General features: G+C 36.3%; 27 protein-coding genes, 1 pseudogene and 1 riboswitch. Of the genes and pseudogenes, 24 read left to right on the top strand and 4 right to left on the bottom strand.

Annotation, left to right across the window (positions count from 1 at the left end):
• Positions 1–11: 11 nt before the first annotated feature.
• Positions 12–1166: a 3-hydroxyacyl-CoA dehydrogenase gene (locus DCC39_RS09505; RefSeq protein ID WP_116554661.1), complete on the top strand. Its 1155-nt coding sequence runs from the start codon at positions 12–14 to the stop codon at positions 1164–1166.
• A gap of 60 nt (positions 1167–1226) precedes the next feature.
• On the opposite strand, the gene DCC39_RS09500 is transcribed toward DCC39_RS09505, so the two are convergent.
• A complete protein-coding gene (locus tag DCC39_RS09500; RefSeq protein ID WP_116554660.1) occupies positions 1227–1550 on the bottom strand; it encodes a winged helix-turn-helix transcriptional regulator in 324 nt (107 codons plus the stop codon).
• A gap of 153 nt (positions 1551–1703) precedes the next feature.
• Between DCC39_RS09500 and DCC39_RS09495 the strand changes: the two genes are divergently transcribed.
• Entirely contained in the window at positions 1704–2327 is a 624-nt protein-coding gene (locus DCC39_RS09495; protein ID WP_116554659.1) for a nitroreductase family protein, read from the top strand.
• Between the two features lie 44 nt (positions 2328–2371).
• Here DCC39_RS09495 and DCC39_RS09490 read toward each other — a convergent pair whose 3' ends face one another.
• Positions 2372–3058 carry a DUF421 domain-containing protein gene (locus tag DCC39_RS09490; RefSeq protein WP_116554658.1) on the bottom strand — a complete coding sequence of 229 codons (687 nt, stop codon included), beginning with the start codon at positions 3056–3058 and terminating at the stop codon, positions 2372–2374.
• Between the two features lie 121 nt (positions 3059–3179).
• The gene (locus DCC39_RS09485; RefSeq protein ID WP_116554657.1) at positions 3180–3803 is read right to left on the bottom strand and encodes a LysE family translocator; all 624 of its coding nucleotides are present in this window, start codon (positions 3801–3803) and stop codon (positions 3180–3182) included.
• Between the two features lie 176 nt (positions 3804–3979).
• Between DCC39_RS09485 and DCC39_RS09480 the strand changes: the two genes are divergently transcribed.
• From DCC39_RS09480 to DCC39_RS09395, 19 genes and pseudogenes are all read left to right on the top strand, one after another.
• On the top strand, positions 3980–4582 hold the full coding sequence (locus DCC39_RS09480) for a hypothetical protein (RefSeq protein WP_116554656.1): 603 nt from the start codon (positions 3980–3982) through the stop codon (positions 4580–4582).
• Positions 4583–4802: 220 nt separating this feature from the next.
• A complete protein-coding gene (locus DCC39_RS09475) occupies positions 4803–5435 on the top strand; it encodes a hypothetical protein (RefSeq protein ID WP_116554655.1) in 633 nt (210 codons plus the stop codon).
• A 183-nt stretch (positions 5436–5618) separates the two neighbouring features.
• Entirely contained in the window at positions 5619–6530 is a 912-nt protein-coding gene (locus DCC39_RS19275) for a DUF4240 domain-containing protein (protein WP_205948495.1), read from the top strand.
• 246 nt (positions 6531–6776) lie between these two features.
• On the top strand, positions 6777–7454 hold the full coding sequence (locus tag DCC39_RS09465; RefSeq protein ID WP_116554654.1) for a Fic family protein: 678 nt from the start codon (positions 6777–6779) through the stop codon (positions 7452–7454).
• 45 nt (positions 7455–7499) lie between these two features.
• Positions 7500–7727 (top strand): annotated as a pseudogene (locus tag DCC39_RS19815) (DUF5063 domain-containing protein); the annotation flags it as partial.
• 136 nt (positions 7728–7863) lie between these two features.
• Entirely contained in the window at positions 7864–9048 is a 1185-nt protein-coding gene (locus DCC39_RS09455; protein ID WP_116554652.1) for a hypothetical protein, read from the top strand.
• 72 nt (positions 9049–9120) lie between these two features.
• A complete protein-coding gene (locus DCC39_RS09450) occupies positions 9121–9552 on the top strand; it encodes a hypothetical protein (protein WP_116554651.1) in 432 nt (143 codons plus the stop codon).
• A 59-nt stretch (positions 9553–9611) separates the two neighbouring features.
• Complete coding sequence (locus DCC39_RS09445) at positions 9612–10307, top strand: DUF2711 family protein (protein WP_240613590.1); 696 nt, start codon at positions 9612–9614, stop codon at positions 10305–10307.
• A 107-nt stretch (positions 10308–10414) separates the two neighbouring features.
• A complete protein-coding gene (locus tag DCC39_RS09440; RefSeq protein WP_205948494.1) occupies positions 10415–11116 on the top strand; it encodes a hypothetical protein in 702 nt (233 codons plus the stop codon).
• A 140-nt stretch (positions 11117–11256) separates the two neighbouring features.
• Positions 11257–11733 carry a YjdJ family protein gene (locus tag DCC39_RS09435; protein ID WP_240613589.1) on the top strand — a complete coding sequence of 159 codons (477 nt, stop codon included), beginning with the start codon at positions 11257–11259 and terminating at the stop codon, positions 11731–11733.
• 56 nt (positions 11734–11789) lie between these two features.
• Positions 11790–12449 carry a hypothetical protein gene (locus DCC39_RS09430; RefSeq protein ID WP_116554647.1) on the top strand — a complete coding sequence of 220 codons (660 nt, stop codon included), beginning with the start codon at positions 11790–11792 and terminating at the stop codon, positions 12447–12449.
• Positions 12450–12601: 152 nt separating this feature from the next.
• Entirely contained in the window at positions 12602–13024 is a 423-nt protein-coding gene (locus DCC39_RS09425) for a hypothetical protein (RefSeq protein WP_116554646.1), read from the top strand.
• A gap of 258 nt (positions 13025–13282) precedes the next feature.
• A complete protein-coding gene (gene fosM / locus DCC39_RS09420; protein WP_116554645.1) occupies positions 13283–13705 on the top strand; it encodes a FosM family fosfomycin resistance protein in 423 nt (140 codons plus the stop codon).
• A gap of 259 nt (positions 13706–13964) precedes the next feature.
• Positions 13965–14687 carry an AAA family ATPase gene (locus tag DCC39_RS09415; protein ID WP_116554644.1) on the top strand — a complete coding sequence of 241 codons (723 nt, stop codon included), beginning with the start codon at positions 13965–13967 and terminating at the stop codon, positions 14685–14687.
• A 34-nt stretch (positions 14688–14721) separates the two neighbouring features.
• The gene (locus DCC39_RS09410) at positions 14722–14979 is read left to right on the top strand and encodes a hypothetical protein (RefSeq protein WP_116554643.1); all 258 of its coding nucleotides are present in this window, start codon (positions 14722–14724) and stop codon (positions 14977–14979) included.
• A 142-nt stretch (positions 14980–15121) separates the two neighbouring features.
• The gene (mscL, locus tag DCC39_RS09405) at positions 15122–15493 is read left to right on the top strand and encodes a large conductance mechanosensitive channel protein MscL (protein WP_116554642.1); all 372 of its coding nucleotides are present in this window, start codon (positions 15122–15124) and stop codon (positions 15491–15493) included.
• A gap of 138 nt (positions 15494–15631) precedes the next feature.
• Positions 15632–15757, top strand: a complete 126-nt coding sequence (locus DCC39_RS19610) for a hypothetical protein (protein WP_276309906.1) — start codon at positions 15632–15634, stop codon at positions 15755–15757.
• Positions 15758–15857: 100 nt separating this feature from the next.
• Positions 15858–16625, top strand: a complete 768-nt coding sequence (locus DCC39_RS09400) for an SDR family NAD(P)-dependent oxidoreductase (RefSeq protein WP_116554641.1) — start codon at positions 15858–15860, stop codon at positions 16623–16625.
• A 260-nt stretch (positions 16626–16885) separates the two neighbouring features.
• Positions 16886–17596, top strand: coding sequence for a response regulator transcription factor (locus DCC39_RS09395; protein WP_116554640.1), 711 nt, complete (start codon positions 16886–16888; stop codon positions 17594–17596).
• Here DCC39_RS09395 and DCC39_RS09390 read toward each other — a convergent pair.
• Entirely contained in the window at positions 17584–17730 is a 147-nt protein-coding gene (locus tag DCC39_RS09390) for an anti-repressor SinI family protein (RefSeq protein WP_116554639.1), read from the bottom strand. The two genes, DCC39_RS09395 and DCC39_RS09390, sit on opposite strands and share 13 nt — an antisense overlap.
• Positions 17731–17865: 135 nt before the next feature.
• Between DCC39_RS09390 and DCC39_RS09385 the strand changes: the two genes are divergently transcribed.
• From DCC39_RS09385 to DCC39_RS09375, 3 genes are all read left to right on the top strand, one after another.
• Entirely contained in the window at positions 17866–23094 is a 5229-nt protein-coding gene (locus DCC39_RS09385; RefSeq protein ID WP_165820824.1) for an ATP-binding sensor histidine kinase, read from the top strand.
• On the top strand, positions 23094–23600 hold the full coding sequence (locus DCC39_RS09380; protein WP_116554637.1) for a DUF1648 domain-containing protein: 507 nt from the start codon (positions 23094–23096) through the stop codon (positions 23598–23600). Before DCC39_RS09385 ends, DCC39_RS09380 begins: the two co-directional genes overlap by 1 nt.
• Positions 23601–23684: 84 nt before the next feature.
• Positions 23685–23769: riboswitch (cyclic di-GMP riboswitch) on the top strand.
• Between the two features lie 49 nt (positions 23770–23818).
• Positions 23819–25948 carry a bifunctional diguanylate cyclase/phosphodiesterase gene (locus DCC39_RS09375; RefSeq protein ID WP_116554702.1) on the top strand — a complete coding sequence of 710 codons (2130 nt, stop codon included), beginning with the start codon at positions 23819–23821 and terminating at the stop codon, positions 25946–25948.
• Positions 25949–26058 lie beyond the last annotated feature (110 nt).

The raw sequence follows: 26058 nt of genomic DNA, 5'->3' as shown, positions 1-26058 counted from the left end.
AGGAGGGCTTTATGAAAAAGGAAATTTCAAATGTTGCTGTTATCGGTGCAGGGGACATGGGGCATGGTATTGCCCAAGCAGCAATACTCGGAGGGTTAACCGTTTATTTATATGATGTAAATAAGGAGTCAATCGACCGAGGCGTAAACAGGATCAATCAAAGTTTAGAGAAACTAAGAAAAAAAGAAAAAATTAGCGAAGAAGAATTAAACGAAGCCCGCAGCAATTTACATCCAACGTTGGATTTTAAAGAAGCTTTATCAAGCGCTTCATTTGTTTTTGAAGCGGTTCCGGAGATATTGGATTTGAAGCAAAAACTATTTAAACAGATGGGAGAAGTTGCCCCAAAAACGGCGATCCTTGCATCAAATACATCAAATATGAGTATTACAAAAATTGCCGAACATGTTCAAAATAAAGATCGCGTTGTCGGCGTGCATTTCTTTAATCCGGTTATTCTCATGGAATTAGTTGAGGTCATTCGCGGAAGCGAAACAAGTGATGAAACGATTCAGACCGCCTATGACCTATGCTTAAAAATGAATAAAACCCCAGTACGGGTAGAAAAAGATAGCCCCGGCTTTATTGTTAACCGAGTGAACGCACCGGTATCTGTATTTATAGAAGCGATTGCTGACGCGGGGATTGCAGAACCGGAAGAAATTGATGCTTTAATAAAATCTCATGGAAAACCAATGGGCCACTTCGAGCTTATGGACTATGTAGGGCTAGATATTGTTTATGATTCATGTCAATATAACAAGGAAGTGTTGCATCCTAATTATGCGCCCAGTCGATTGCTTACAGAAAAAGTTGACAAGGGCGATTTAGGCAAAAAGACTGGAAAAGGGTTTTACGATTGGTCAAATGGTCGCCCTTCCATTGATCTCAATAAAAAAACGGACAAAATTGAATTGAACGATATCCTATTCGTGAAGCTGAATGAAGCCGCTAAGCTCGTTGAAGAAGGTGTGGCAACACCAAAAGATATTGATCTGGCAATGGTTTTGGGCACAGGAGACACAGTAGGGCCGATTGAAAGCAGCAGAGGGTTTGCTCTTTCTTTTATTACGAAACGGCTTGAGTCACTTAGTGAAGAATTAAACAAAACCGTCCTAAAACCGGCTGGCATATTGTATAAAAAACCTGAATCCATTTTTTATTAAAGAAACGAAGAATAACAAAACTGCCTTTTTCCATATTAAATAGTGGAAGCAGGCAGTTTTTTAATTATCGTCGCTTTGGAGCCATTTTTGCGACCAAATTTCAATTTCATCCATTAGCGGTTTAAGGGAGCTGCCTTTTTCCGTCAATGAATATTCAATGCGCACAGGGGTTTCAGGGAAAACTTCACGTTTAATGATTCCTTCTTTTTCCAAGTATTTTAACCGTTCTGAAAGGAGCCTGCCGCTGATTCCGACAGCGGATTTAATATCTGAAAAGCGCTGTGGACCCGAAAACAATTGGTAAATAATTAAACCCGTCCATCGATGCGCTAAAATATTAATGGCTTTTTCAAACTTTGGGCAAATGGGAGATTTATCCTCCATTTTCTTCAACTCCTTACTCATTATTTTATCATATTACACCCATATTTCTAATTACTTGACACCATTTAGTTTTAAAAATATAATTAGTTACGTAAAGTAACAAGTTTAAGAATCACTATTATTTAGTGGTTTAAATAGGAGGAAAGGGAAATCATGAGCATATACACAGAAAAAGAAACAGCAAAAGACTTTTATGCCGCGGTGGAAGGAAGGCGTTCTATCTATGCGATTAGCAATGAACCGGTTATCCCGGATGAAAAAATTGAAGAAATCATTCAATTTGCAGTAAAGCATACGCCAACTGCTTATAACTCACAAAGCGGAAAAGTTGTGGTCCTATTAGGAGAGCATCATCAAAAATTGTGGGATATTACGAAAGAAACGTTGAGAAAAATTGTTCCTGCCGAAAACTTTCAGCCAACTGAAGAGAAAATGAATTCCTTTGCAGCCGGATACGGAACCGTTCTGTTTTTTGAAGATCAAAACGTTGTGGAAGGACTACAGAAGAAATTTCCTTTATATGCCGACAAATTCCCGATGTACTCCCAACATTCATCAGGCATGCTTCAATATGTCGTTTGGACAGCGCTGGAAGCGGAGGGATTTGGCGCATCACTGCAACACTATCAACCGCTCATTGATGATGAAGTGAAAAAAGAGTGGGGCATCCCGCAAGAATGGCTGCTACACGCACAAATGCCATTTGGCAAGCCAACTGCACCTGCAGGAGACAAAGAATTCGCGCCACTTGAAGAACGTATGAAAATATTTAAGTAAACATACAACAGCGAGCCATAGTGCACGCTGTTTTTTCGTTTTTTTCAACGTACCATTTTGTAAGTTTTAATAAAAAATCCATCGGTTTCTGTCCATTCACAGTAAAAAATATCTTCGACATTTGTATAGCCTTCCTCGGACAAGTTTTTCAGAAGCCATTTTTTTGTTTTTCCTATAAATTGAAGCATATCCTCTTTAATTTTTCCCTTATCCACAAGTACAATGGAAGGCGCCTCATCATCCAGATCTATCCCTAAGGCATTAGCTGACAGAGTTTCAAACTCGCTCCACTTTTTCACGCTTATGGTTCCGCCTGGCTCTAAATAGAGGTCACGGACTTCCCGAAGAGTAAAGATGCCTTGCTGTCTAAGCAGTTGCCTGATTTGTTCAAATTCTAGATGGTTCTTTTTCATTTGTTCTGAATGAATTTCACCGTTTTTTATAATAATCGATGGCCTTCCTTTAATAAGATTTCGCATTTTTTCATTTCTTTGGATGACCACTTCAACAAAATAAATCGCAGCCGCCCAAATTCCCATCTGAAACAGCATGAGCAAAATTGTTGTTTTTTTGTCATAAAGCGATTCTTCTATAATCGAACCGAGAAGTAAGGCATAAATGAAATCCAGCGGCGTAAATTGTCCCATTTCTTTCTTGCCGAGAAGGCGGATAACAACGAGCAGTGCTGCCAGTCCAATGATAAGCTTCAGTGCGGTATCCAAATAATCCATCGAAATACTCCCCTTTCGATTCCTTACTTAGATGAATACCACTGATACAATAAAAATAAGCCTTTTTCGTTTGGGGCTTATAAAAAAAATAACGGTGTCTGGAGAAAATTCTGAGACACAGTTATTTTTCGCTAAGGGCGACTTGCAGCCCGATGATGGCTAATATTGTACCTTCGACAAGATTCATTTTTTTGGCGATCGCCGGATTGTTCATTAGTAAATGGCGGATTTTATCAGATAAAAAGCTAACCGTTCCAAAGACTACGAGTGCTTGCACGATAAATACGAAGCCTAGCAACACCATTTGCATCGGAATATGTCCGGCAGATTTATTGACGAACTGCGGCAGCAGCGCAAGAAAGAAAAGGGATACTTTCGGATTCAGCACATTCATGATGATTCCTTTTCTATATAATTCTTTTAATCTTCGATTCTTTTGCTCCTGTAATAATAGTGAATCGTTTTTTGCACGGAACGCCTGCCAAGCTAAATAAAGCAAATAAATTGCCCCGGCGTATTTAACAATGGAAAAAGCAACGGTTGATTGATAGACAATCGCCGAAATGCCAAGTGCAGCGGCGGAAATATGGAAAAGCAGCCCGGTGCAAAGCCCTAGAGCAGTGAAAATGCCTGCTTTTTTTCCCTGTGAAATGCTTTGTGAAATAACAAATAAAATATCCGGCCCCGGCATAAGCGTCAGTAAAACAGCGACCCCTAAAAAAGACAAAATTGTGATCAAATCCATTTTTATCCCCTCTAAAATGATATATAGTGACTATTATATAATGAGTTGAAGGCACTCACAAAGAAGGATTTAGAGCATTTTGGCACATTAAAAATATGTGGGACAAATGAAAATGAAATTTTGAGAATTAACGAGTATTTGGAAGATATTTAAACGTTATTAAACGAGGTGTCAGAATGATTAAGTTAAAAAACAAAATGCCAGACTATATTATATGTTTAGTCTTAGGTACAGCCTTAGGGATAATATCCAAATATTTTGATACCATCGCAGTTGATGGGAGTTGGAGAACGAATACCCTCCACTATTTTGCAGATTTATTTACTAGGTTAGGTATTTGGATATTGATTGCTACGATTACGGCTGCATATAGTAAAACACTGACAAGAGCTGCTATTAATACATTCCTATTCTTTATAGGAATGCTAATAAGTTATTATACATATTCAGCTTATTTATTTGGATTTTTTCCAACCAGGTATTTTATATTTTGGGGCAGTGTAGCATTAGTATCTCCTTTGCTGGCTATTATTGTTTGGAAAGCTAAAAATAATGAACATCTAGCTTTTATCTTGCCAGCCTTACCTATGGGTCTATTATTAAATCTATCGTTGGGAATGGGTTTATTCTATATGTATGTATCTCATATTGAAGAATTCATTATGTATATTTTTTTATGTGTAATCTTTTACAAAGAGCCTAAACAAATGGTGATATCAGTTGTTATTTCATTTGTTGTGGCATTGATTGTTGAACAAATAAGTCCTTTTCATTTTTGAAGTTTCCCTTAATGGAAAACAATTAAAATTGCACTATATACCAATAACAATGCCACACCTAAAAAAGACAAAATCGTGATGAAATCCATTTTTTATCCCCTCTAAAATGATATATAGTGATTATTTAATGAATTAAAGAGACTAACAAAGACGAATTTACCGCATTTTTTTACTTGAGCAATAGGGAAAAGCAAAATTCATTAGCATGAGGGTGGACAAAGTGATTAAAATTGATATAGGAATTTTTCCAAAAGATCTTATTTCTGAAAAACAAGAAAGTGGCGGCTTTTTTCCGTTTGCCATTGATGGGGAAGCACCTTACCTTTATGATATTTTTTTATTGGAACGGAAAGATGAGCATGAGGTTGAAGAGTTTGTATCGAAATGGATGGACAATCTCAATGAATTTCCTATCGTAGCTTTTTTTGGGTGCTATGATTTTCAACAAAAAGAAATTGAAAATGAATGTTTGTCCAACTCAATTGTATATACAGCGTTTAAAGGGGAGGGAGCCGATTTTTATAACAAAGCGATAGTTCGAAATACTGAACAATTTAATCTCATCTTTCCTTATTTATATGCAAATGGAAGTATGAATAATTTCGCTTCTTTCTCCCTCGGAAAAGACGTTTTTAGCATCAGACATCCGTACATTAGAAATATGTGGGGGAAAAACAAAAAGACAGAGACACCTGCTGTAATATTAAAAGAAAATACGACTATTTTTTGGATTGACTATGACGGAGATGGAATGGTCGTTATTTCCAATGATACGAAGTACTCCGGGTTAACTTCAGTAATTAAAACCCTGCCTAACGAAGTTACTTATTCAATTATCGATAATGGAGATTGATTTAGACTTAAAAGTTATTACAACTTGAGGGGAAAAATGAAAAATACAGCAATTGATCACTTTTATTATTCTGTTTTAGGCTTTTGTAGCCTGGTTGATGATTTTGAGAGTAAAGGACAGTTAGTTTTTTATTATGAATGTAATCAATAATACTGCCTTTCGGGTTTCAGGAGGGAATCAAAATTGGATAGTCAAAAAAGTAAAACAAAAAAAACTGCTGCGATTGGAGATATATATGCCGTAATTTTGCCAAATGGTGAATTCGGGGCAATAAGAATCCTTCATAAAATAGATAGTTCATACCTTTTAGCTACAACACCTTATATTGGAACTGACATTCCATCAATTGAAAATGAAATTTTAAAAGAAGTTCTTATTCAAAATCGTTTTTTTTATGATAATGATCGTGCTTTAGTATGGGTTGATGGCAAGGTTCCTAAAGATGTTATTTATATTGGTAATATTCCTCTGAGTGAAAAGGAAAGAAAAATAAAATGTCATTCTTTTCATGAAAAGTGGGATAATTCTACTGGTATAGAAGCTTTCTTAGAGTGGCGTTGGGAAAATGATAGAGAAAACTTTGAAAGAGAAATTCGGGAAGAAGAGGAAAGGTATAAAAAATTCAATACAATTCAAAAACCGAAAAAGAGGATGGAAGATGATTCGTTTTGGTCTATTATTTCCCTTCTTAATTTTAATGCTGAATGTGAAGAAGAAATCATAGAACCTGCAGTTGATCAACTGGCAAAAAAGAGTGTAAGAGATATAAAGCAATTCGAAGAAGCCTTGGCTTACAAACTTTATTTATTAGATACGAAGGAACACGCAAAAAACATAGGGAAATATTCATATGATGAAAAACAAAACTACTTCTCTGCGGATTTATTCTTATATTTCAGATGTTCAGTGCTTGCTAAAGGAAAAGAATTTTTTGAGTCAACTCTCGTTAACCCTAAAAACATGCCCAAGGATGGCCCATTTGAACCATTACTTTCAATAGCATCTGATGCATATAAAAGAAGAACTGGAAAAGAGTTTGAATATATCACAGGATGTGATTATGAGTCCTTTTCAAACGTTGAAGGTTGGAAATGATTTTTTAGATGATTAATCTACAAGGTTCCTTCTTCAACGAACGGTGCATTTCTTCAACAAGGGATGGTTGAAGCAAGGGGAAAGTTAGTCGAAAGGTAAGAATCTTTGGTCAAATATTTGGGAGGATGATCCTTTTAAAGATAAGTAAACAAGTTTTAACGGAAGAATTTAATCGCATGCTGGATGGATATGAACGTTAATTTTTGTATAATATAACCAAATGGCTGTTCACAGGAGGAACCCCGGATGGAAAAGAAATTTCATTTAACAAAGGAACAGAATGTTTTTTTGGCGAAAAAAACAATCGTAGAAAATATTTATCATACAGCAAAGTTGGAAAATGTAAATATCACATTCCCAGAAACTCAAACCATCTTGAACGGTGTAAGTGTCGGTGGATTGAGCATGGATGATGTTCAAGTTATTTTAAATTTGAGAGATGCATGGAGATATACTTTAGATAATATTGATAAACCGTTTTCGTTAGAATTTGCTTGTAAAGTAAATGAGAATGTTGCAAGAAACGAAAGTTTAAATTGGGGAGTTTTGAGAGACGGAAATGTAGGGATTCATGGGGTGAGTCATGTTCCTGAAGTCCCTGAAAGAGAAAAGGTCGAAAAAAAGATTAAAGAGATCATGGAGATTGAAAATGACGTGGATCGTGCATTAAGCTATTATGTTTGGGCCATGAGAAGTCAATTGTTTTGGGACGGGAATAAGCGAACGAGCAACATCTGCGCTAATAAGTTGCTAATTGAGAGCGGGAGTGGAATTGTCACAGTTAAGGAAGAAAACCTAAAAGAGTTTCATGTACTACTTTCAAAATTTTATGAAACAAACGATTCAAAACAATTAAAGCAATTTCTGTATGATAAATGCTTATACGGGATGACTTTCCAAAAAGAAAATAACATGAAAAAATGAATCGATAAGGATTCAGAAATGGGACGTTAGACGGATAAGAATCATTATTGGGAAGTTTTTAACCCATATCAACTGGAGGAACCAGTAGAGGCAAGTTTGTCTGATGATCTTTTGGATATTTATATCGATGTTAAAAGAGGCATCCTTTTGTATGAAAACAGGAAGTATAGAGAGGCTATTTGGGAATGGAAACTGAATTTTCAAATACACTGGGGCAATCACACGGTTGATGCGATGCGAGCCCTGCATTTTGCAAATTATGATCATACTTAATTGAGTTATGAGCAGTAATCTTAGGAGCGTTATCTTTTTTGATTATTAACCTTTGTGGTAAATTAATGAAATTAATGTCTGAAAAATGTAAACAATAATTAGCAAACAGATTACGCTATGTTGAAAGGGAAATGCTATGAGATTTCTAATTGAATATAAAGATTTCAAAAATAAAGAAACAAAAAATGTATCATTAAACTTGCTAGAGACATTTTTAAATGAACATTTAATAGGCAAATATCATGGACAAACTTTTGAATGCATTCTTATACGGTTTATTCATAACGCTCCCTCAACAAGAAAACTTAAACTTAAATCTCTTTATAAAACCATTGCCGAAGTGGAATTAACTATGAATTTTAACGCTTCAAACAAGTTAAATTTAGAGATTTTCCAAGAAGGATTATTTAAAGTTGAAGAAGCTATAAAAAAGGTTCCGTTTATTGAACGTAAACAACCGCTTGATTATAAGGAAGATGAACTACTTAATGATTACAAAAAAGTGCTCCAATTTGTTCCAAAAACGATTGAAGAGTTAAAAAAATATGCGAAAGCTGAACAGGAAATAAAGTTTTATAATCAAGTAAAAAGAACGGATTGTTTAATACATGGCTACTCCATTAACCCCCGTCCTCTAACAAGAAACATTATTGGAATCCGCATATATAACCAGTTCGATAAAGGTACTTTAGCCCCTTTTGACTATATCTATTCAGAAATATTTAGCAATTTATTAAGAAAAGCCAAGGTTCTACTTCCTAATTACGATGAAATATACGTGAATATTGCTGAAACGCTGGAACAAGCCAAACAGGAAATAGCATTAGATGCTTGGCATAAATATACCTACTCAACTTTAGATTTATCAACATATCTGTCTTCTGATGATACTGGGAAATCTAAGATGCTGTTCCGAAGTGTCTGTGACGGATTGAGATTAATTGCCGACTTTGATCATTTAGAAAAAGAGAAAATTGAAGAAGTTATTCATATTATTAAAAATAATGGACGAGACATGGAGCTAACCTACATGTCAAAACAAAATAAGAATTATTTTGTTGAGATCATATATAAGGTCCCTAATAGCCATTTAGATAAAGCTGAATACAAACTTAGAGTGACAGATTTGAAAACGGGAAAATCAGGTATTGCACATATTGACTATATTCATACTTATTGGGCTCCGTATAGTTTTGGAAAAATTATAATAAAAAAAGATGAAATCATTATAAAGGGAAGGGAAAGTTTAAGAGCGGAAATTTCTAGGAAGGCAGATAAACTTCCTGATATGTATATATTTAAAATATCCGATATATTTTAGAAATAGTAGGAGGAAGTTACTATTAGCTTCGTGGAATTCTTCATGTGACAGGACAAAAGGAGATGATATTGAATGTATAAAAGTAAACCAGTTCATGATTTAACGATACAGGATTTAAAGGAGAATCCCATATGGGAATGGGCAATAGAAGATGAAAACAATGAAAAACAAGACGAGACATGGGTAAGGCCATCAAAAACTAAAAATTTTACTGAAGAGTTAAATGGTTCGATAGTGGCGGGAGAATTAACTACAAATAATGGGGATAATTTTCCTATGATGTGTAGTCTTGATGTTGATAGTAACGAGGTATTCATTAGTTCAGTTGTTTTTTATAACGATAGAGAAGACGAGTACTATGCCCTGGAAGATATGGTTAAACAGATTGATTGGCCTTTGACAATTAATATAAGGCTAACAATCAATGGAAAACCAAGAGCTTTGAACTTCTCTGTGAACAAGTTGTTGTTTTATAAAAATGATATAAAAGCAACCTTAGATTGATTTCTCTTTAATCGCTGATTATTCTTTAACTCTACTTTTTACATCGAGATTTAACTTAATTGGGAGGTTATATTTTGTTAGATTATATTTGGATAGATGACAAGTCTCCTATATTAAATCAACTACCAGATAATTTTAAATCCGCAGCAATATTGCTCCACCCTTTTGTTCAGATGCCTTCAGGGTGGGAAAAAAAGAAGAGAAAAAATCCCTATCAACACATCTATCCCAGTGATGAAGAGACCTTTAATCTTGGTAAATCGGTTTCCTGGTGGGAAGTTATGTCTTGTAGTGGATTGAAATCATACAAAGAACTAGCGGTTGCCCTATTAACTTCCATCGGTGCTTTCAGGAAAGAATATGAAAGAAAGGATTTAGCTGATAAGTTAAATTCCAGCCTTAAACCAACCCTTTTTTATCCAACTGAAGATAGCATATCCGTGTTTATGATCAATAGTATACTTAAGGTTCTTGCCTCAAAAGGAGCTAGTGAATTTTATTTTTCAGATCCTATCTTCGATAATAGTGGATTATTGAACATAAACGAGACGACGCCTTTAGAAATATGTGCCCTTTCAAGTAGTGAGTTAATTTTGACGGATGAAAATGTAGATTTTGCTTTTATGAGTTTATACGACTCCTTTACAACTTTGTTCTTTGCGAAAGATAAAAATATTGAGTATATCGTTCAATCGATGAATTGGGAAGCCGTTATATGTGATGAACAAACATTTATTAACTGGTATCTTAAATAAGGACTTTCAACTTAGAAGCTCCTTAAAAATGCACGAAAAATAAACACTTAAATTTACAGAGTGTTCTTTTTAAATTAGGAAGTGTGCTATTGAATGAGGTGTTCTATGTGAAGTATTTTTCTGGTGGATATTATGTTGCCACCCCTCTGGAACGCGCTGATTATATGGATAAAAATTTATTGCCGGATAAAATAGTTTCGGCAAGCGAATGTATCTGTAACTTTCACCCCAATATTGATGTTTTGTGGGAAGGTTCCAATAAGGACAAACAAAAATATGCCCAGGAATTGGGTATTTCAATGAATACCTATGATGAAATGGAAAAATGGATTGATAAGAAGTTCGAAGAGAAAACTTTTTCATTTCCTCAACTATTTACAACAATTGATCTGGCAAAAGAATTTTGTAATCAGTATTTGTATCAATGTAAAGATATAAAAATTCTTGGGATTGGGCTGCCTGAAATTTTTGTGGATGAATTTCTTGGGCAAGAAGAGACCTTGTTAAAGCCGGATAAAGAGCGTTATGGGATAGAAAAATTATTAATAAATAAAGTTTTAATTATGGAAAAAGGAGCGGAAATGAGAGGTTATGAAGTTTTAGGATTTGAATTTGGCAAGTTTCATTCTTATATATGTAATGGATTAGAAAAAGATTATCATGCCAAATTTAATTTTTCCTTAAACGAAAATGGATGTATTCCAACTCTTGAAGAAGCGATAACGTATTGTGAGTATAGCAATGGTGAAGAAATTGGAACTGAACCTGTTTTGTGGCTGCCATGGGCTATCTATGAATATAAGCTTTAATTTTCTTCAAGTCATATTTAATGTTATCGCAGGACAATTGGTTTATTATGCTCTATATTCTCATGGGTTTGAATACGATTTGGGGTCTGAATATATTTGTACTCTATCTTCTGAAAATCATAAAATAAGAGAGGAGTAAGATGATAGTGATTTATATCATTCAGTATTGCTTTGCTTTGGTTTTGTTGATCTTCTCAACATTCGCTTCATGGTATGAAGGAAGTGCCATCTTGGATGATCCTTGGGAATGGAAGTATTCAACGCCATTTTCTCAATTTTTATATGGAAGGGCTATTCAAAATATTCATCAAATTTCACAACTTGATCATTTTGTTTACGCTGCGAAATTTCATCCTACATTTCCTATCATTATGGTAATAAGCAGTTTTTATTTGCTCATTCTTCTTGGATTCCATTTCTTAAAGGGAAAGCCTAAATGGTTTATTTTTTATCAATCTTTCTTAGGCGGAGTTTTAGCATGCTTAGCTTTTTTATTTTTTAACTCCGTAACGATTGGCGGACAAATCTTTTTTTATATTTCTTTATTGGGTGGCGTTTTATGTATTGTAACTGCTGTAATTTTTTATTTTTCGGATATTAAATCACAATATTCATAGTTTAAACTTACTTATTACGGCTAACGGGTGCAAGGGTTAAACAAGGGGGAAGCTATTTGATAAATAATAAGGTTTATTTATTTTTTGCTGTTGGTCTTTTCATAATCACAATGGTATTGAATTTTCCTTTTCCACATAACATCCCTTATAGTGAGGCAGTTATTTCGGTGCTAAACATACCTATTCGATCTGCTAATGGTTTTCATTACGTAGGAATTACAACTTTGCTTTTCCTATTTGCTGGCTTATATTTCCTTGCTAAATCGCTAAAGAAATATCGTGTTCGCTCCATATTAATTGCGGTTATTTTTATATTGGTTTTCCCGCAATTTCTTGTAATTGCCTATCAAAAGACGGTAGCAGCAGGCATCTATGCAATTTCTTACGAACAGGATACAAGCATTTGTAGATTCAACAAGACAGGGGAAAATACATTACGAGGTATGTGTGAGCTAACTTTTAAAAACCATAGTAAAAATGATGTTTCCTTCGATATTATTTTTTATGAGCACTATCCATTTGAAGAGGATATACCAATGGTATCATTGATGAATTCCGGTGCACCTTTTGAAACTAAGTTAAAAGGAAAAGAACGAAAGCGAATTAAACTTGAAACTGATATTGATCTATCAAAAATGAAAAGCCGCATTGATGGTGGTGAAGCGAACTCGGTAAATGTTATCATTCGGCAAGGTGAAAAGAGTAGAAATTTATAAGATTAAATAAATGGGGGCAAAACGGTTCGGTACTTAGGAAAAGAAATGGGAACCAAAGTACTCAAAAGCCCTGTATTTTGCTGAAAACGCCTTTCCAGTAAATTGTAATCGTATGATTGAAGTTATCTGCTGTATTCTTTGGGGGTGTTATAGTGAGGAAGTTTATATCGGTACTTGTAATCATCAGTTTATTATCTGGATGTGGTTCACAATTATCTTTTTCCAAAATAAGTGAGAAGGATGTTAATAGAGATATTCAATCGTTTATTCACGACGTTAAAAATGAAAATGGAGCGTATCTTTATTTTGATAACCAAAAAGCTATTTATGTATATTTGAATGGTACTAATGTAAAACAAGGTGATAAAGCTGTTCATTTTACTGAATTTAATGTTGAAGAAGAGGGTGACACATTAAATATTCGATATAGCAATGCTGAAACAAATGATTATTCAAACCAGTCCTTAAATTATGAGCTTTTATATAAAGTGAATTTAGATAAAAAATATGAGAATGTTAAACTTTTTAATAATAGTGAGGAAGTCTCTTACGATGTGATTTCTGGCAATCAATAATTTCTCTGTTAAAGTAAAGGATGCTTTGCTGAGTAAATGGTAATGGGAGGATTATTAGTGTTAATACTTCTCGGTTTTATTGTAATAGTTATTACTCTTTTATCAATAGAAGGGCAGCTTAGAAAAAGTTATAAACAAAATGAAGAAATAATTGAATTACTGAAGCAAATAAAAGAAAATCACTGATAAATTTCTTCAACGGGTACGACTGACGGAGCAGGTTAGTTTAATAAAAGATACTAACTTTGGGGGGATCAAGTGTCGATAAAAGGTCTTAATCACTTTTTATTTTCAGTTTCTGATTTGGAAAGATCTGTTGATTTTTACCAAAAAGTATTTGATGCTAAATTGTTAGTAAAAGGCAGAAACACTGCTTACTTCGATTTAAATGGTATGTGGCTTGCTCTTAATGTAGAGAAAGACATACCTCGTAATGAAATAAACCAATCATACACACACATTGCCTTTTCAATTGAAGAAGCAGAATTTGATAAAATGTACGACAGGCTAAAGGAATTGAATGTAAACATATTGTCAGGACGGCCAAGAGATGAAAAAGATAAGAAATCTATTTACTTTACTGACCCAGACGGTCATAAATTTGAGTTTCATACAGGTACTTTACAAGATAGATTAGCGTACTACAAACAAGAAAAAACACATATGGAGTTTTTCGATTAAAGAATTTTACCAATTTTAATTTGATAATCAAAGAGATAAAAAATAGTTTGAGAAATAATAAATTTAAAGAAATAACTGTACGTAAAGGTGTGTACTGTTGTATAGAAGCAAAAAAATAGGTAGATTAGCAAGAAGCTAATTTCATCTGCTTATTAAAGTAACGGGTGCGTCTTTACAATATAATGTTTAGTCCTTTTTACAATAAAGTTGTCCTTACTCCAACCTATCATTTGGTATTCTATTTGTAGGTGGTGGTCACATGTTTTTAAAAAAAATTACATTGATGCGTGAAAACATCCCCTCTTTTGAAAAATATCCGTTTACTATTCCTATAATAAAGGGCCTTCATGAGATAGATATCCAAAGCAATGTCACTTTTTTTGTTGGGGAAAATGGTTCAGGCAAGTCTACGTTATTAGAAGCGATTGCAGATAAATGTGATTTCAACACAGCTGGCGGCGGACGCAATAACATCTACGATCTTTACGCTTCGGAATCGGTTCTTGGGGAATATATAAGGCTTTCGTGGATGCCTAAAATAACGAATGGATTTTTCCTGCGGGCGGAATCGTTTTATCATTTTGCGACTTATCTTGATAAGGTGGATACTACAGGGTTCAGAAACTACGGTGGCCGCTCTCTTCACAGTCAATCCCATGGAGAATCTTTTTTATCATTATTTCTACATCGCTTTAAAGGAAAAGCAATCTATCTACTAGATGAACCGGAGGCTGCATTGTCGCCATCACGCCAATTCACCTTTTTGAAAGTTATCCATGATTTGGTTTCGAAAGGTGATGCCCAGTTTATCATTGCAACACATTCCCCTATCTTGTTAGGATATCCAAATGCCCATATTTTAAGTTTTGATGATCAGAAAATAACGGAGATAGATTATGAAATGACCGATCATTACCAGTTAACAAAATATTTTTTGCAAAACAGAGAAAGGTTTTTGTCCGAGCTGTTTGAAGAAGATTAATCATTGCAGAAAAACATAAAGGGGTTGGTTATTTATGAAGCTAGTCATTCAAGCAATCGTTGGTTCTATTATTATTCACGCGGTTTATTTTATAGGTGCGATGCTTGTGGGGGATATAAATACAAAAAGATATGTGCCAGATGTATTGCATTCGTGGGATCATGTAGAAACACTTCAAAACGAAGTGGCGTTTGGAAAAGTAATTTCTCCTAATATTTATTTGATTTCGTTTGTTGGGGTGTCAATCATTTGTGGCTTTATTATTTTTATATATAGAAAAAGGTTCAACTGATTTTTCGAACGTTATGATAAATTTGTATGCCATGAAAAAGCTTTTTCCAATACTTGAGGGGGCTGCTCATTTCATCGCCATTGTTTTACAATTGTAGAAATGCTAGTATTTTTTATATTGATTTTAGTAGGGAGAGAGTGTTGTGTGGCGGGATTTTAAGGAATTTGCTTCTCAAGGAAATGTATTGGAATTAGCTGTTGCAGTCGTTATTGGTACGGCGTTCGGTAAAATTGTTTCTTCATTAGTCGACGACATCATTATGCCTCTAGTTGGCCTTTTGCTTGGGGGGATAAGCTTTGAAGGGTTAAAATTTACTCTGGGCGACGTGCAGGTTACATATGGGGTATTCATTCAAAGCGTCGTTGATTTCTTCATTATTTCGTTTTCTATCTTCCTATTTATTCGGTTGTTAAGTAAGCTGAGAAGGAAGCAAGAAGAGGTGGTTGAGGAAGAGTTGGATGAACAAACTGAGTTGCTTAAAGAAATACGCGACTTGTTAAAGGAACAAAAATAACAATATTGGATCTCTGTACACTGTTATTCGCCTTTTATTATTAGGTTCGAACCCATCGTTGAAATGAATGGAGTATCGCCAATATGAGCTATAAAACGTGAAAAAGCTCATGTTGATCGTTCTTCAGATTGTGAAGGTATGCACTTACGTGAAGAAGACGAGAGAATGGTGGACGGCGATAAAACTTTTTTGCTGGATGAAGATTTTCCGAACAACCCGAATTCAGGAGATCGTCTATCAGATGGATCCATGAGGCTGCCGTAGGCAGTCTTTTTCTTAACTTAAAGGGAAAATGCGTATAAGAGGAGAAGAAAAAAGGGACGGCTTTTCATCTATAGCTTAATAAGAATAGTGGGGGAAAGACATGAGTTTATTTGATTTATCAGGAAAAGTGACGATCGTTACTGGGGCAGGAAGAGGGATTGGGAAAAGCATTGCGCTTGGCATGGCGGAAGCAGGAAGCAATATTGTATTATGCAGCCGGACAGAAAGTGAGCTTGAACAAGTTGCTGAAGAGATAAATGGAAGAGGGGCAGATGTCTTCGCTGTACCGTGCGATGTAACGAAGCGAGAAGATATTCAACGGGTTGTTGATCTTACGGTGGAACGTTTTGAACGAATTGATACGCTAATTAATAATGCTGGTATGACGATAAAGATGCCCGCTGTCGATTTCACACTGGAGGATTGGAATAAAGTATTAAGCATCAATTTGACGGGGGCATTTTTATTTGCACAAGCTGTTGGAAAGCAAATGATAAAACAGAAACAAGGCAAAATCATAAATATTTCATCCATTGCGGCTGAGACGGCGCTAACCGGTTCTGTAGCTTACTGTGCAAGCAAAGGCGGCGTCGATATGGTGACGAAAGTGCTGGCTGTTGAATGGGCGAAATATGGCATAAATGTTAATGGCATCGCTCCAGCGTACATCGAAACACCACTCGTAGAGGCGGTGAAAGAAACGAGGAGCGGATTCGAGGAACGAGTCAAAGAAAGAACGCCTCTCGGGAGGCTCGGTTCGCCTGAAGAGATTGTTGGAGCGGCGATTTATCTTGCTTCAGACTGCTCTTCCTACGTTACAGGGGAAACGATAAAGGTAGACGGCGGCTGGACAGCTCTTGGATTATAACGACGGTTAGAAGAAAAAGATTGACGTGAATTTATAAGAAAGATAACAGTGTGTTGAGATCTCTCGGCACACTGTTTTTCATTATTCAAATGTTTAATTTAACTTATTTTTGATAGGTAAGAAGCCAGAAATATTTCTGCGTCATCTGCTAATCCCATATTTTGATTAACATGTTAAATTTTTTAAAAATGTGGTAAAATTGAACTAATTATTATAGGTGAATAGTAAGGGGTGAATTTCAATCGTTTGGGGGGAATGCAGTGACAAAAGGAAAAATTCTTGTTGCTGATGATGATTCGGATATTCGGGAAGTGCTGAAGTTGTATTTAAACAAAGAAGGCTATGATGTGATTGAAGCGGAAGATGGCAATCTTGCTGTTGCCGTTTTTGAAAGGGAAAATCCAGACCTTCTTATTTTAGATGTCATGATGCCAGGGCTTGACGGATTTGAAGTATGCCAAATCGTCCGGCAAAAAAGCGATCTCCCAATTTTATTTTTAAGCGCAAAAGAAGATGATGTTGATAAAATTGTTGGGCTTGGAATTGGGGGAGATGACTTTATCTCAAAACCGTTCAGCCCATCTGTTCTAACAGCGAAAGTAAAGGCGCATTTCCGGAGAAACCGTCTGCTTGGCAGTAAATCGAAAAGTGAGCATGAAGAAAATAGAATTATTTCCTATAAAGGGCTAATTATTGATCAAGATAATTATTCCGTGAAATTGGATGGGTATGACGTGCATTTATCCGTAAAAGAATATAAGATTTTAACGTTGCTCGCGGGAAATCCAAAAAGGGTCTTTACGACTGAACAAATTTTTCAAAATGTATGGGATGAAGATAGTTTCGGCGACTACCGAACGGTCATGGTTCATATTAGTAATTTGCGAAAAAAAATCGAATCAGACCCCGCAAATCCAGATTACATTTTAACAGTAAGGGGCGTTGGTTATAAATTTAATCATTTAGGTTGAGTTTTTGCTTGAGCTAAAAAACGACGTATCTCATCTACTGTAAGTCCTTCCTTTTTTGCTAAAAGCAACAATTCTACCCACTCTTTGTCTAACGCGCCTTGCTCGACTTTTTGCTCCTTCGTCCATTTACTCAAGGTAGTTACTCCTTTTTGTTGATTTTAAAGCCATTATACAACCGTCTATATAAGTGGTATTTAAATTTGTTTAAAGATTCGTTAAAGTTTTTACGCTTTTTAAAAAATATCGCCCAGCAAGGAGTGGAGATGAGAGTGAAAAGCAAGCAGGCCTATTTACCAGGTTATGATATTATTGAAGAGATGGAAACGAATGGTTTGTGGACGTTTTTTAAAGCGATTCAGCAATCTTCGAAACGCCCTGTTCTTATAAAAAAGCCCGCCTCCCCTCAAGATATCGCTGCTGCTACGCATGAATTTCATATGAAAAAAAATCTCCCAATCGAAGGAATTTTAAAGCCATATTCTTTAGAAAAATATAGGAATCAAGCCCTTCTTATTACGGAATTTTTCAAAAGTACTTCGCTAGAGACAATTTTAAAAAATAAGCCATTAGACATCCGTACGTTTTTAACGTTTTCGATCAAACTTACATCCATTGTGAACGATTTACATCATCATCAGGTCATTCATAAAAATATACAACCAGCGAACATTTTCGTTCAAATGAAAGAAAAAAATATAAAACTTACTGGGTTTTATCATGCCGCGACTTTAAAACGGGAAAATCACCAATCACATGTGAATCCTTATGTATTAGGGAGACAGGTTGCATTTATTTCACCAGAGCAGACAGGACGATTAAATCGCTTTCTTGATCATCGTTCCGATTTATATTCATTAGGTGTTGTATTTTATCAAATGCTAACTGGAAAGCTTCCTTTTGATATGGAAGATCCGATTGAACTTGTCCACGCCCATATTGCAAAAACACCGATTCCACCGAATTCAATAAATTCCGCTATTCCCCGACTTTTGTCAGATATCGTTATGAAATTGTTAGAAAAGATACCACAGTCCCGCTACCAAAGTGCATATGGTTTAAAAGAAGATTTGTTAGAATTCGAACGCAGATATTTGTTATCTAAGGCTGAACCGTCCTTTTCATTAGCCGGGAAAGATGCCCCGTCGCGAAGTGAATTTGGAGAAAAGTTGTTTGGAAGAAAAGAAGCTATAAAAACGTTGGTTCAAGCTTTTGAAAATTGCTCGAAAGGGAAGCATACATTTGCTCTTGTTCAGGGGCTGTCGGGCGTTGGGAAAACAGCATTAATTAATGAAGTGCAAAAGCCGCTCGTTAGGAAAAGAGGATACTTTATTTCGGGTAAGTTCGATTTATTGAAACGCCAAGTTCCATACGCCCCTCTTGTTCAAGCTTTTAAAGAGATATTGAAGCAAATATTGTCAGAGGGGGAAGAGAGAGTTGCGCATTGGAAAGAAAAATTAGAGTCTGAGCTTCAGACCTATTTACCTACCGTTGCAACAATACTTCCTGAAATACAATGGATTGTAGGCGGGCAAAGTGAACCGGAAACACTGACAGCACTAGAAACGCATAACCGGATTCTTTATTCCTTTGGTAAGCTTGTTCACGTGTTTGCAAATGAAGATCACCCCCTCGTGTTATTTTTGGATGATTTACAATGGGCAGATCAGGCAACATTAGATTTATTGCAATATATTGTTTCACAGCACGGTAAGCGGCATTTATTTGTCATTGGTGCATACCGTCATAACGAGGTGACATCGATCCATCCATTTCAAGTGATGTTAAACGAGCTGAAGAAGAAAGAGATTTCTTTTCTAACGATCGCGCTTGAACCGTTAGAAGAGCTACATATAAGGGAATGGGTGCAGCATCTTCTTTCTTGTACTGAGGAGGAAGCGGTTCATCTCGCTTCTTTCATTCAAAGAATTACGAAAGGAAATCCTTTTTTTACAAAACAACTCTTTCAAACTTTTTATGATCATAAATTTATCATCTTCGATGAAAATGAGAGAAAGTGGATAATTGATTTTGGACAGCTAAACAATCTATCCATTCAGGAAGATATTGTGGCATTTATCGCGGAGCGATTTTATAAACTGCCTACGGAAACGCAGGGCTTATTAAAGCTCGCATCGTGTATCGGAAACCAATTCGAACTAACCGTTTTAAGCGCTGTTAGCAATCAAGATGAATCAACAACTGCTAAGCTGCTTTGGAATGCGCTAGAAGAAGGGTTAGTCTTGCCGCTTAGTCCAGAGTATAAGTGGATCTATCCAGATGAAGAATTACAAGGCAAAGAGGGGCAACCGCTTGTATATAAATTTTTACATGATAAGGTTCAGCAAGCTGTATATTCAACAATGACGGAATTGGAACGAGAAGATAGCCACCTAACAATTGGCCGGCTGATCGCGTCGTATTATAAACAAAAGAATACATTAGAAGAAAATATTTTTGAAATCGTAAACCACTTTAATCAGTGTCGTTACCGGTTAGCAAATGAGGAAAAAATCCGATTAGCAAAATGGAATGTCCTAGCTGGACAAAGAGCGAAAGAAGGAGCTGCCTTTGAAGCATCCCTTTCATTTTATGAAATGGGAAATGAATTATTAGGGGACAACCGATGGGAAAACCATTACGAACTAGCCGCTAAAATCACGGTTGGACTTGGTGAGACAGCTTACATCAACAATCAATTTGAGTTTGCGGAAGAACTGTTTAATGAAGCATTATCGAAGATCCACTCTCGGGAAGAAAAGCTCAGAATATATAACCTAAAAATCACCTTGTATACCCATTTGCATCGTGTAGAGGAAGCGGTTGATTCCGGTTTGAGAGCTTTAAAGTTATTCGGGTGGAAATTAAACAAAAGACCCGGAAAACTAGCAGTTGCTATCGAATTTATCCAAACAAAAATCGCATTAAAAAATCGAAAAGCGGAAGATTTAAAGCAATTGCCCGAAATGATGGATGAAGAGCAGAGGCTGATTATGCAAACATTTATTAATCTTAATGCCCCTGCTTATCATGTTGATCAAAATTTGGCAACGATGTTAATGCTGAGAGCCTTTCATTTTACATTAAAGTATGGGACATCAGATTTGACGGCGCTCGTTTATAACAATTATGCGCTGATTTTAAGCGCTGGCTTTCATAATTATGTGGATAGTTATGAATTTGGCAATCTTGCACGTTACTATGCAGAGAACAGCCGAAACAGCCATATCATCGGGAGAACGTATTTTGTATTTGGAAGCTTTATTAACCACTGGAAAAATCATGTTATGAATAATGAACAGATTTTGGAGCATTCACAGCAATATTGCATTGAATCCGGAAATTTCCATCTGGCGGGTGCGAACAGCCCTTTTCTTTGTTTAGCTAGCTTTTTAAAGGGACATCGCCTACAAGAAACAGCAGATTTGATTCAAAAGCAGCTTCAATTTTCGAAACAAATTCAATATACGTTATCGAAAGATTTTTTGAACGAGGTAAACGATTGGATTGCCGTTCTAAGTGGGCAGCATAAGGAACCGAATTGGAATTTTGTGGAAATCCTAGACGATGAATCTGTAGAAATTATTCATTATACGATACGCCTTCAGCTCGCATACTTGCTTAATGAACCGTCAGTTGCTAAACGTTTACTGAGCAAATTGAGCAAGCTCGTTGACAAATCGCTCGTGCTTATTATTGCACCAGACTATTATTTTTATGAAGCATTATGGCTTGCGAGGAATTTTGAAGAAACAAATATGAAGGAGAAAAGGAAGACCTTAAAACGCATCAAAAAAACCTTACTGTTATTTAAGCGATGGGCGGGCCATTCTCCGGATAATTACGAGCATAAATATGATCTGATTAAGGCGGAAGAAGCACGAATTAAAAAGAAACCAACAAAAGCAAGCTTATATTTTGAACAAGCCGTTCAAAAAGCGCACAAAAACGGGTTTAATCAAGATGAAGCCATTGCAAATGAGTGTGCAGGCCGTTATTATTTTTCCCGTGGTTTTTATCGTTTTGCTAAAATGTATTTGTTGGCGGCCGTAAGAGCTTATGAGAAATGGGGGGCAGAACGAAAAGCAGTACAACTAAGAAAAGAATTTGCTGACCTGCTTAGCGAACACCTTCAAACCAAGGCTGTTGCACCATTTTCGATTGATTTACATGCGATCATGGGAGCAGCTAGGACGCTTTCGAGTGAAATCGTTTTGGAAAGATTAATAGCCAAACTGATGGCCATTGTTTTTAAAAATAGCGGGGCTCAAAAAGGAATGATGTTTCTAACATTTAATGGCCAACTACAACCTGTAGCAAAAGGGAGTATAGATGAGGGTATAAGATTGATAAAGAATAAAGCGCAAGTTGATTATCCCCAACACATCATTCATTATGTCGCGAAAAGCCTTGAACCTGTTATTCTTTCAGATGCGGCCTTCAATGGGATGTTTACTGACGACAACTACATTAGAAAAGAGAAGCCAAAATCTGTTTTATGTTTTCCAATTTTGCATCAAGGGAAACTCGTCGGTATTGTCTATTTGGAAAATAATGCGATGATCCACGCTTTTTCCGTGGAAAGGATTGAAATCTTAAATATACTTGCTTCTCAGGCCGCCATTTCGATAGAGAATGCCTTTTTATACGAAAATTTGGAAATGAAGGTGAAGGAGCGTACTGAGCAGCTTGAAACAGCTTATGGGCACTTAGAGAAAGCGAACCAAGATTTAGCAGAAGCCGAAAAATCACGCCGCCAGTTTATTTCTGATATTTCTCATGATCTTCGTTCCCCAATTGCTTCTGTTCAAGGTTACATTGAAGCCATTCTTGATGGCGTCATCGATGGCAAAGAGGAGCAAATGCATTATCTTAAGAGAAGTCACGAGCGTCTGTTGACACTGAATGGCATGATCCATGATTTATTTGAATTGGCAAAGCTCGAAGCAAAAGGAATGTCTTTCGACATGGAATACCTTCTTGCTCATCAGCTTTTTGAACATCTTAGGAAGCAATTTGAGCATGATGTCATGAGTGCAAACCTAAAATTTGGGTCTTATATCGATAAAGCATCTTTCGATAATGATGATCCCCTCATAGAAGTAGACATTAGAAGAATTGAACAAGTTGTGCAAAATCTCGTTTCGAATGCGATAAAGTATACGGAATCAGGCGAAATTTGCTTTCAATTACGTTTTGATAGGCAAAAGCAAGAAATTATTTTTATTGTAAAAGATACAGGAACTGGCATTCCAAAAGATGAACTTCCGTTTCTTTTCGATCGCTTTTACACAAAGCCATCGAAAAGGAAAGAAGGCCACGGGTTGGGGCTGGCGATTTGTAAAGGAATTATTGAATTCCATCATGGTGAAATCACGGTTGAAAGTGAAGTAAATATAGGAACAAGTTTTGCTTTCCATCTTCCAGCTTATGTACCGTTAAAGAATGGACCATTAGAGCAAGTATCGTTATTTCGCTTAGAAAATGAAGGGGAAAATTAATGAGTGAACGTCCTGTTTTAAAAATACCGAAGACTAGATTAGAAAAAGTATTGGAAGTTGTATCGGTCATGTTGATTGGATTTATGTTTTTTCAAGTGTTCTTTTATTGGAGTGGCTTGCCAAATCGAATCCCAATCCATTTCAATGCGCGAGGGGAAGCGGATGGATGGGGAGGAAAAGAAAGCATTTTAGTGCTGCCTATTATTGGGTTGTTTCTGTTTAAAATAATGTTCTTCTTAAGTAAAGCGCCCCATATTTATAATTACCCTGTTAAAGTTACAGAAGAAAATGCCCCGAAGCTCTATTTGGAAGCGCGGAGGATGATGATTCTATTAAACTTTGAATCCACTCTTCTTTTAACAAGCTTGCATTGGGAAACGGTCCGCTCTGCTTTTGGAAAAGACGGGTTAGGTGCATGGGGCCTGCCGGTTTTTCTGCTTCTTATTTTTGGAACGATGGCCATATCCATCTTTCGCATGTTTCGCTTACGGAAAGTGGCTCCATAAAAGTGATAGACTTTTTTGGATAATCAGGATAAAATTGACATAGCCTATTGAACTAGGTATGAATGCTTACATGAAAAATCATATATTTAATAAGGAAGCAATGAACAGACCGTCGATATGTGGGCACTTGATTGTCTGGGAGCGAGTAGTGCAACCGGCCTAATTTGTTTATTGGGTCGGCATTTTTTGATCCTTACCGATTAAAAGGAGAGATAAAAATGAAAAAAGAACAATTGATAAGTAGGCAAATAACAGATATTCATCAAATTGACCGCTTACAAACCGATAAAAACTTAGAAGAAGCTTTGAAAGAGTTGGCTGATATTAAATATGCGCTCGATCAATCCTCGATCGTCGCCATCACGAATCAGAGAGGGGTTATTCTCTATGTCAATGAAAAATTTTGCAATATCTCCAAATATGAAGAACATGAATTGCTTGGCCAAGATCACAGAATTCTAAACTCAAACTGTCATTCCCGTGATTTTTTTAAAAACATGTGGGCGACGATAGGGAAAGGAAAAACATGGCGGGGAGAAATCCGCAACAAAGCGAAGGATGGTTCATTATATTGGGTAGATACAACAATCGTTCCGTTTTTGAACGAAAAAGGGAAGCCTTACCAATATATTTCAATACGAAATGATATTACGCTTCGGAAACAAATGGAAGAAGAGATCAGGCAAAGCGAGGCAATGTACCGTTTAATTACAGAAAATTCATCTGATTTGATTTCGATCATAGATAAAGAGGGGAATTTTACCTATGTATCCCCTTCTCACATAAATATTTTAAAATATGAGGAATTTGAATTAACGTCAAGCAAGCTGTTGGATTGGATACACGAAGATGATAGAGAAAATGTTTCTCAAAAAATCCAAAAGGTATTTAAAACACGAAGGCGATCTGCTCAACTGGAATTTCGTATTCGTAAGAAAAATGGAAAATACATGTATGTGGATACGAAAGTCAATTCCATTTTTAATGAAGCAAGAGAAATTAGCAGTATTGTGCTCGTGATGCGTGACATTACTGAACGCAAAAAAATTGAAAAAATAATCTATCACCTTGCATATCATGATGCATTGACAGATTTGCCGAATCGTAGACTGTTTATGAATGAATTAAGGGATGCAGTCAGTCAAGCGAAACAGTCTTCTTCAACTATTGCAGTTATGTTTATTGATTTGGATCGGTTTAAATATGTCAATGATTCATGGGGGCATGATACCGGTGATTATATTTTGACAGAGGCAGCCCGTCGCATTAGAAAGTCTCTCCGTTCGAATGATACAATCGGCAGGCTGGGCGGAGATGAATTCGCTGTTTTATTAAGAGAGGTTAAGGATAAGGAGGATGTTGAGCGTCTTACGAAGCGAATTCAAAAAAAATTCGAAGAACCGGTTGAATTCTCAGGCCAAACTTATTCGCTGTCTTGCAGTATTGGCATCGCACTTTTTCCAGATGATGGGCGAAAAGCCGATGATTTATTAACAAAGGCTGACACCGCACTTTACAATGTAAAAGATAAAGGCCGAAGCGGTTATGCTTTCTTTCATCCGGAAATGGAAGAAAAATCTTTGGAGCAAGTCCTGTTGGAAAATGAGTTAAGGAAGGCGATTGAGCTTGAACAATTTCATCTTGATTACCAGCCAAAAGTCGACTTTTCAACAGGCGAGTTAGTGGGGATGGAAGCCCTCGTACGTTGGGATCATCCGGACTTAGGCAGGATTCCTCCGAATCAATTTATTCCATTAGCGGAAGAAACAGGATTAATTGTACCTTTAGGGGAATGGGTGCTCCGCCGAGGATGCGAACAAAATAAAGAGTGGCAAGAGAAAGGCCATTCACCCATGAGATTGGCAGTCAATCTTTCTGTAAAGCAATTAGAGCACCCTGGCATCGTGCAGACGATCAAGAAGGTTTTACAAGAAACAAAGCTGGATCCGAATTGGTTAGAACTTGAAGTGACTGAAAGCATTTTTGCAGATGTTGAGCATGCAGCATCTCTGCTGCAGGAAATACGTAACTTAGGCGTTCATATTTCAATCGATGATTTTGGGACAGGCTACAGTTCATTCAGCTACATTAAGCACCTCCCCGTCGATACACTAAAGATTGATTCATCTTTCATCAGGGATATCCATCAAAATGAAGAAAGCCAAGCCATCGTGAAAGCTGTACTGACACTTGCAAAATCGCTAAGTATTAACGTTATTGCAGAAGGGATTGAAAACAAAGAACAGTTCAATCTTTTGAACGAAGATGGCTGCCAGCAAGGCCAAGGGTTTTTATTCAGTAAGCCGTTATCAAGCCAAGATTTTGAAAAATATTTACAAAACCAATAATCATGTTAGAAAAACAGAGAAATGCCAATTTGAGGGGGAAGAGAAAGTCTGAAATAACTCCTACGGGCAACCACTGAAAAAGAGGGCATAGGAAAACAAGCCATCTATTA

Origin of the sequence: Pueribacillus theae (assembly GCF_003097615.1) — a bacterium.
In the GTDB taxonomy this organism is placed as follows: domain Bacteria; phylum Bacillota; class Bacilli; order Bacillales; family UBA6769; genus Pueribacillus; species Pueribacillus theae.
Note: the sequence above shows the minus strand (reverse complement) of the source record. Positions and strands in the feature narration are given on the sequence as shown.

Coding starts and splice junctions, on each gene's coding strand:
- DCC39_RS09435 (WP_240613589.1), top strand. CDS start 11,257: ATGATAGTGATTTATATCATTCAGTATTGCTTTGCTTTGGTTTTGTTG.
- DCC39_RS09480 (WP_116554656.1), top strand. CDS start 3,980: ATGATTAAGTTAAAAAACAAAATGCCAGACTATATTATATGTTTAGTC.
- DCC39_RS09485 (WP_116554657.1), bottom strand. CDS start 3,803: ATGGATTTGATCACAATTTTGTCTTTTTTAGGGGTCGCTGTTTTACTG.
- DCC39_RS09380 (WP_116554637.1), top strand. CDS start 23,094: ATGAGTGAACGTCCTGTTTTAAAAATACCGAAGACTAGATTAGAAAAA.
- DCC39_RS09450 (WP_116554651.1), top strand. CDS start 9,121: ATGTATAAAAGTAAACCAGTTCATGATTTAACGATACAGGATTTAAAG.
- DCC39_RS09465 (WP_116554654.1), top strand. CDS start 6,777: ATGGAAAAGAAATTTCATTTAACAAAGGAACAGAATGTTTTTTTGGCG.
- DCC39_RS09375 (WP_116554702.1), top strand. CDS start 23,819: ATGAAAAAAGAACAATTGATAAGTAGGCAAATAACAGATATTCATCAA.
- DCC39_RS09500 (WP_116554660.1), bottom strand. CDS start 1,550: ATGGAGGATAAATCTCCCATTTGCCCAAAGTTTGAAAAAGCCATTAAT.
- DCC39_RS19610 (WP_276309906.1), top strand. CDS start 15,632: ATGCACTTACGTGAAGAAGACGAGAGAATGGTGGACGGCGATAAAACT.
- DCC39_RS09415 (WP_116554644.1), top strand. CDS start 13,965: ATGTTTTTAAAAAAAATTACATTGATGCGTGAAAACATCCCCTCTTTT.
- DCC39_RS09490 (WP_116554658.1), bottom strand. CDS start 3,058: ATGGATTATTTGGATACCGCACTGAAGCTTATCATTGGACTGGCAGCA.
- DCC39_RS09505 (WP_116554661.1), top strand. CDS start 12: ATGAAAAAGGAAATTTCAAATGTTGCTGTTATCGGTGCAGGGGACATG.
- DCC39_RS09495 (WP_116554659.1), top strand. CDS start 1,704: ATGAGCATATACACAGAAAAAGAAACAGCAAAAGACTTTTATGCCGCG.
- DCC39_RS09410 (WP_116554643.1), top strand. CDS start 14,722: ATGAAGCTAGTCATTCAAGCAATCGTTGGTTCTATTATTATTCACGCG.
- DCC39_RS09455 (WP_116554652.1), top strand. CDS start 7,864: ATGAGATTTCTAATTGAATATAAAGATTTCAAAAATAAAGAAACAAAA.
- DCC39_RS09400 (WP_116554641.1), top strand. CDS start 15,858: ATGAGTTTATTTGATTTATCAGGAAAAGTGACGATCGTTACTGGGGCA.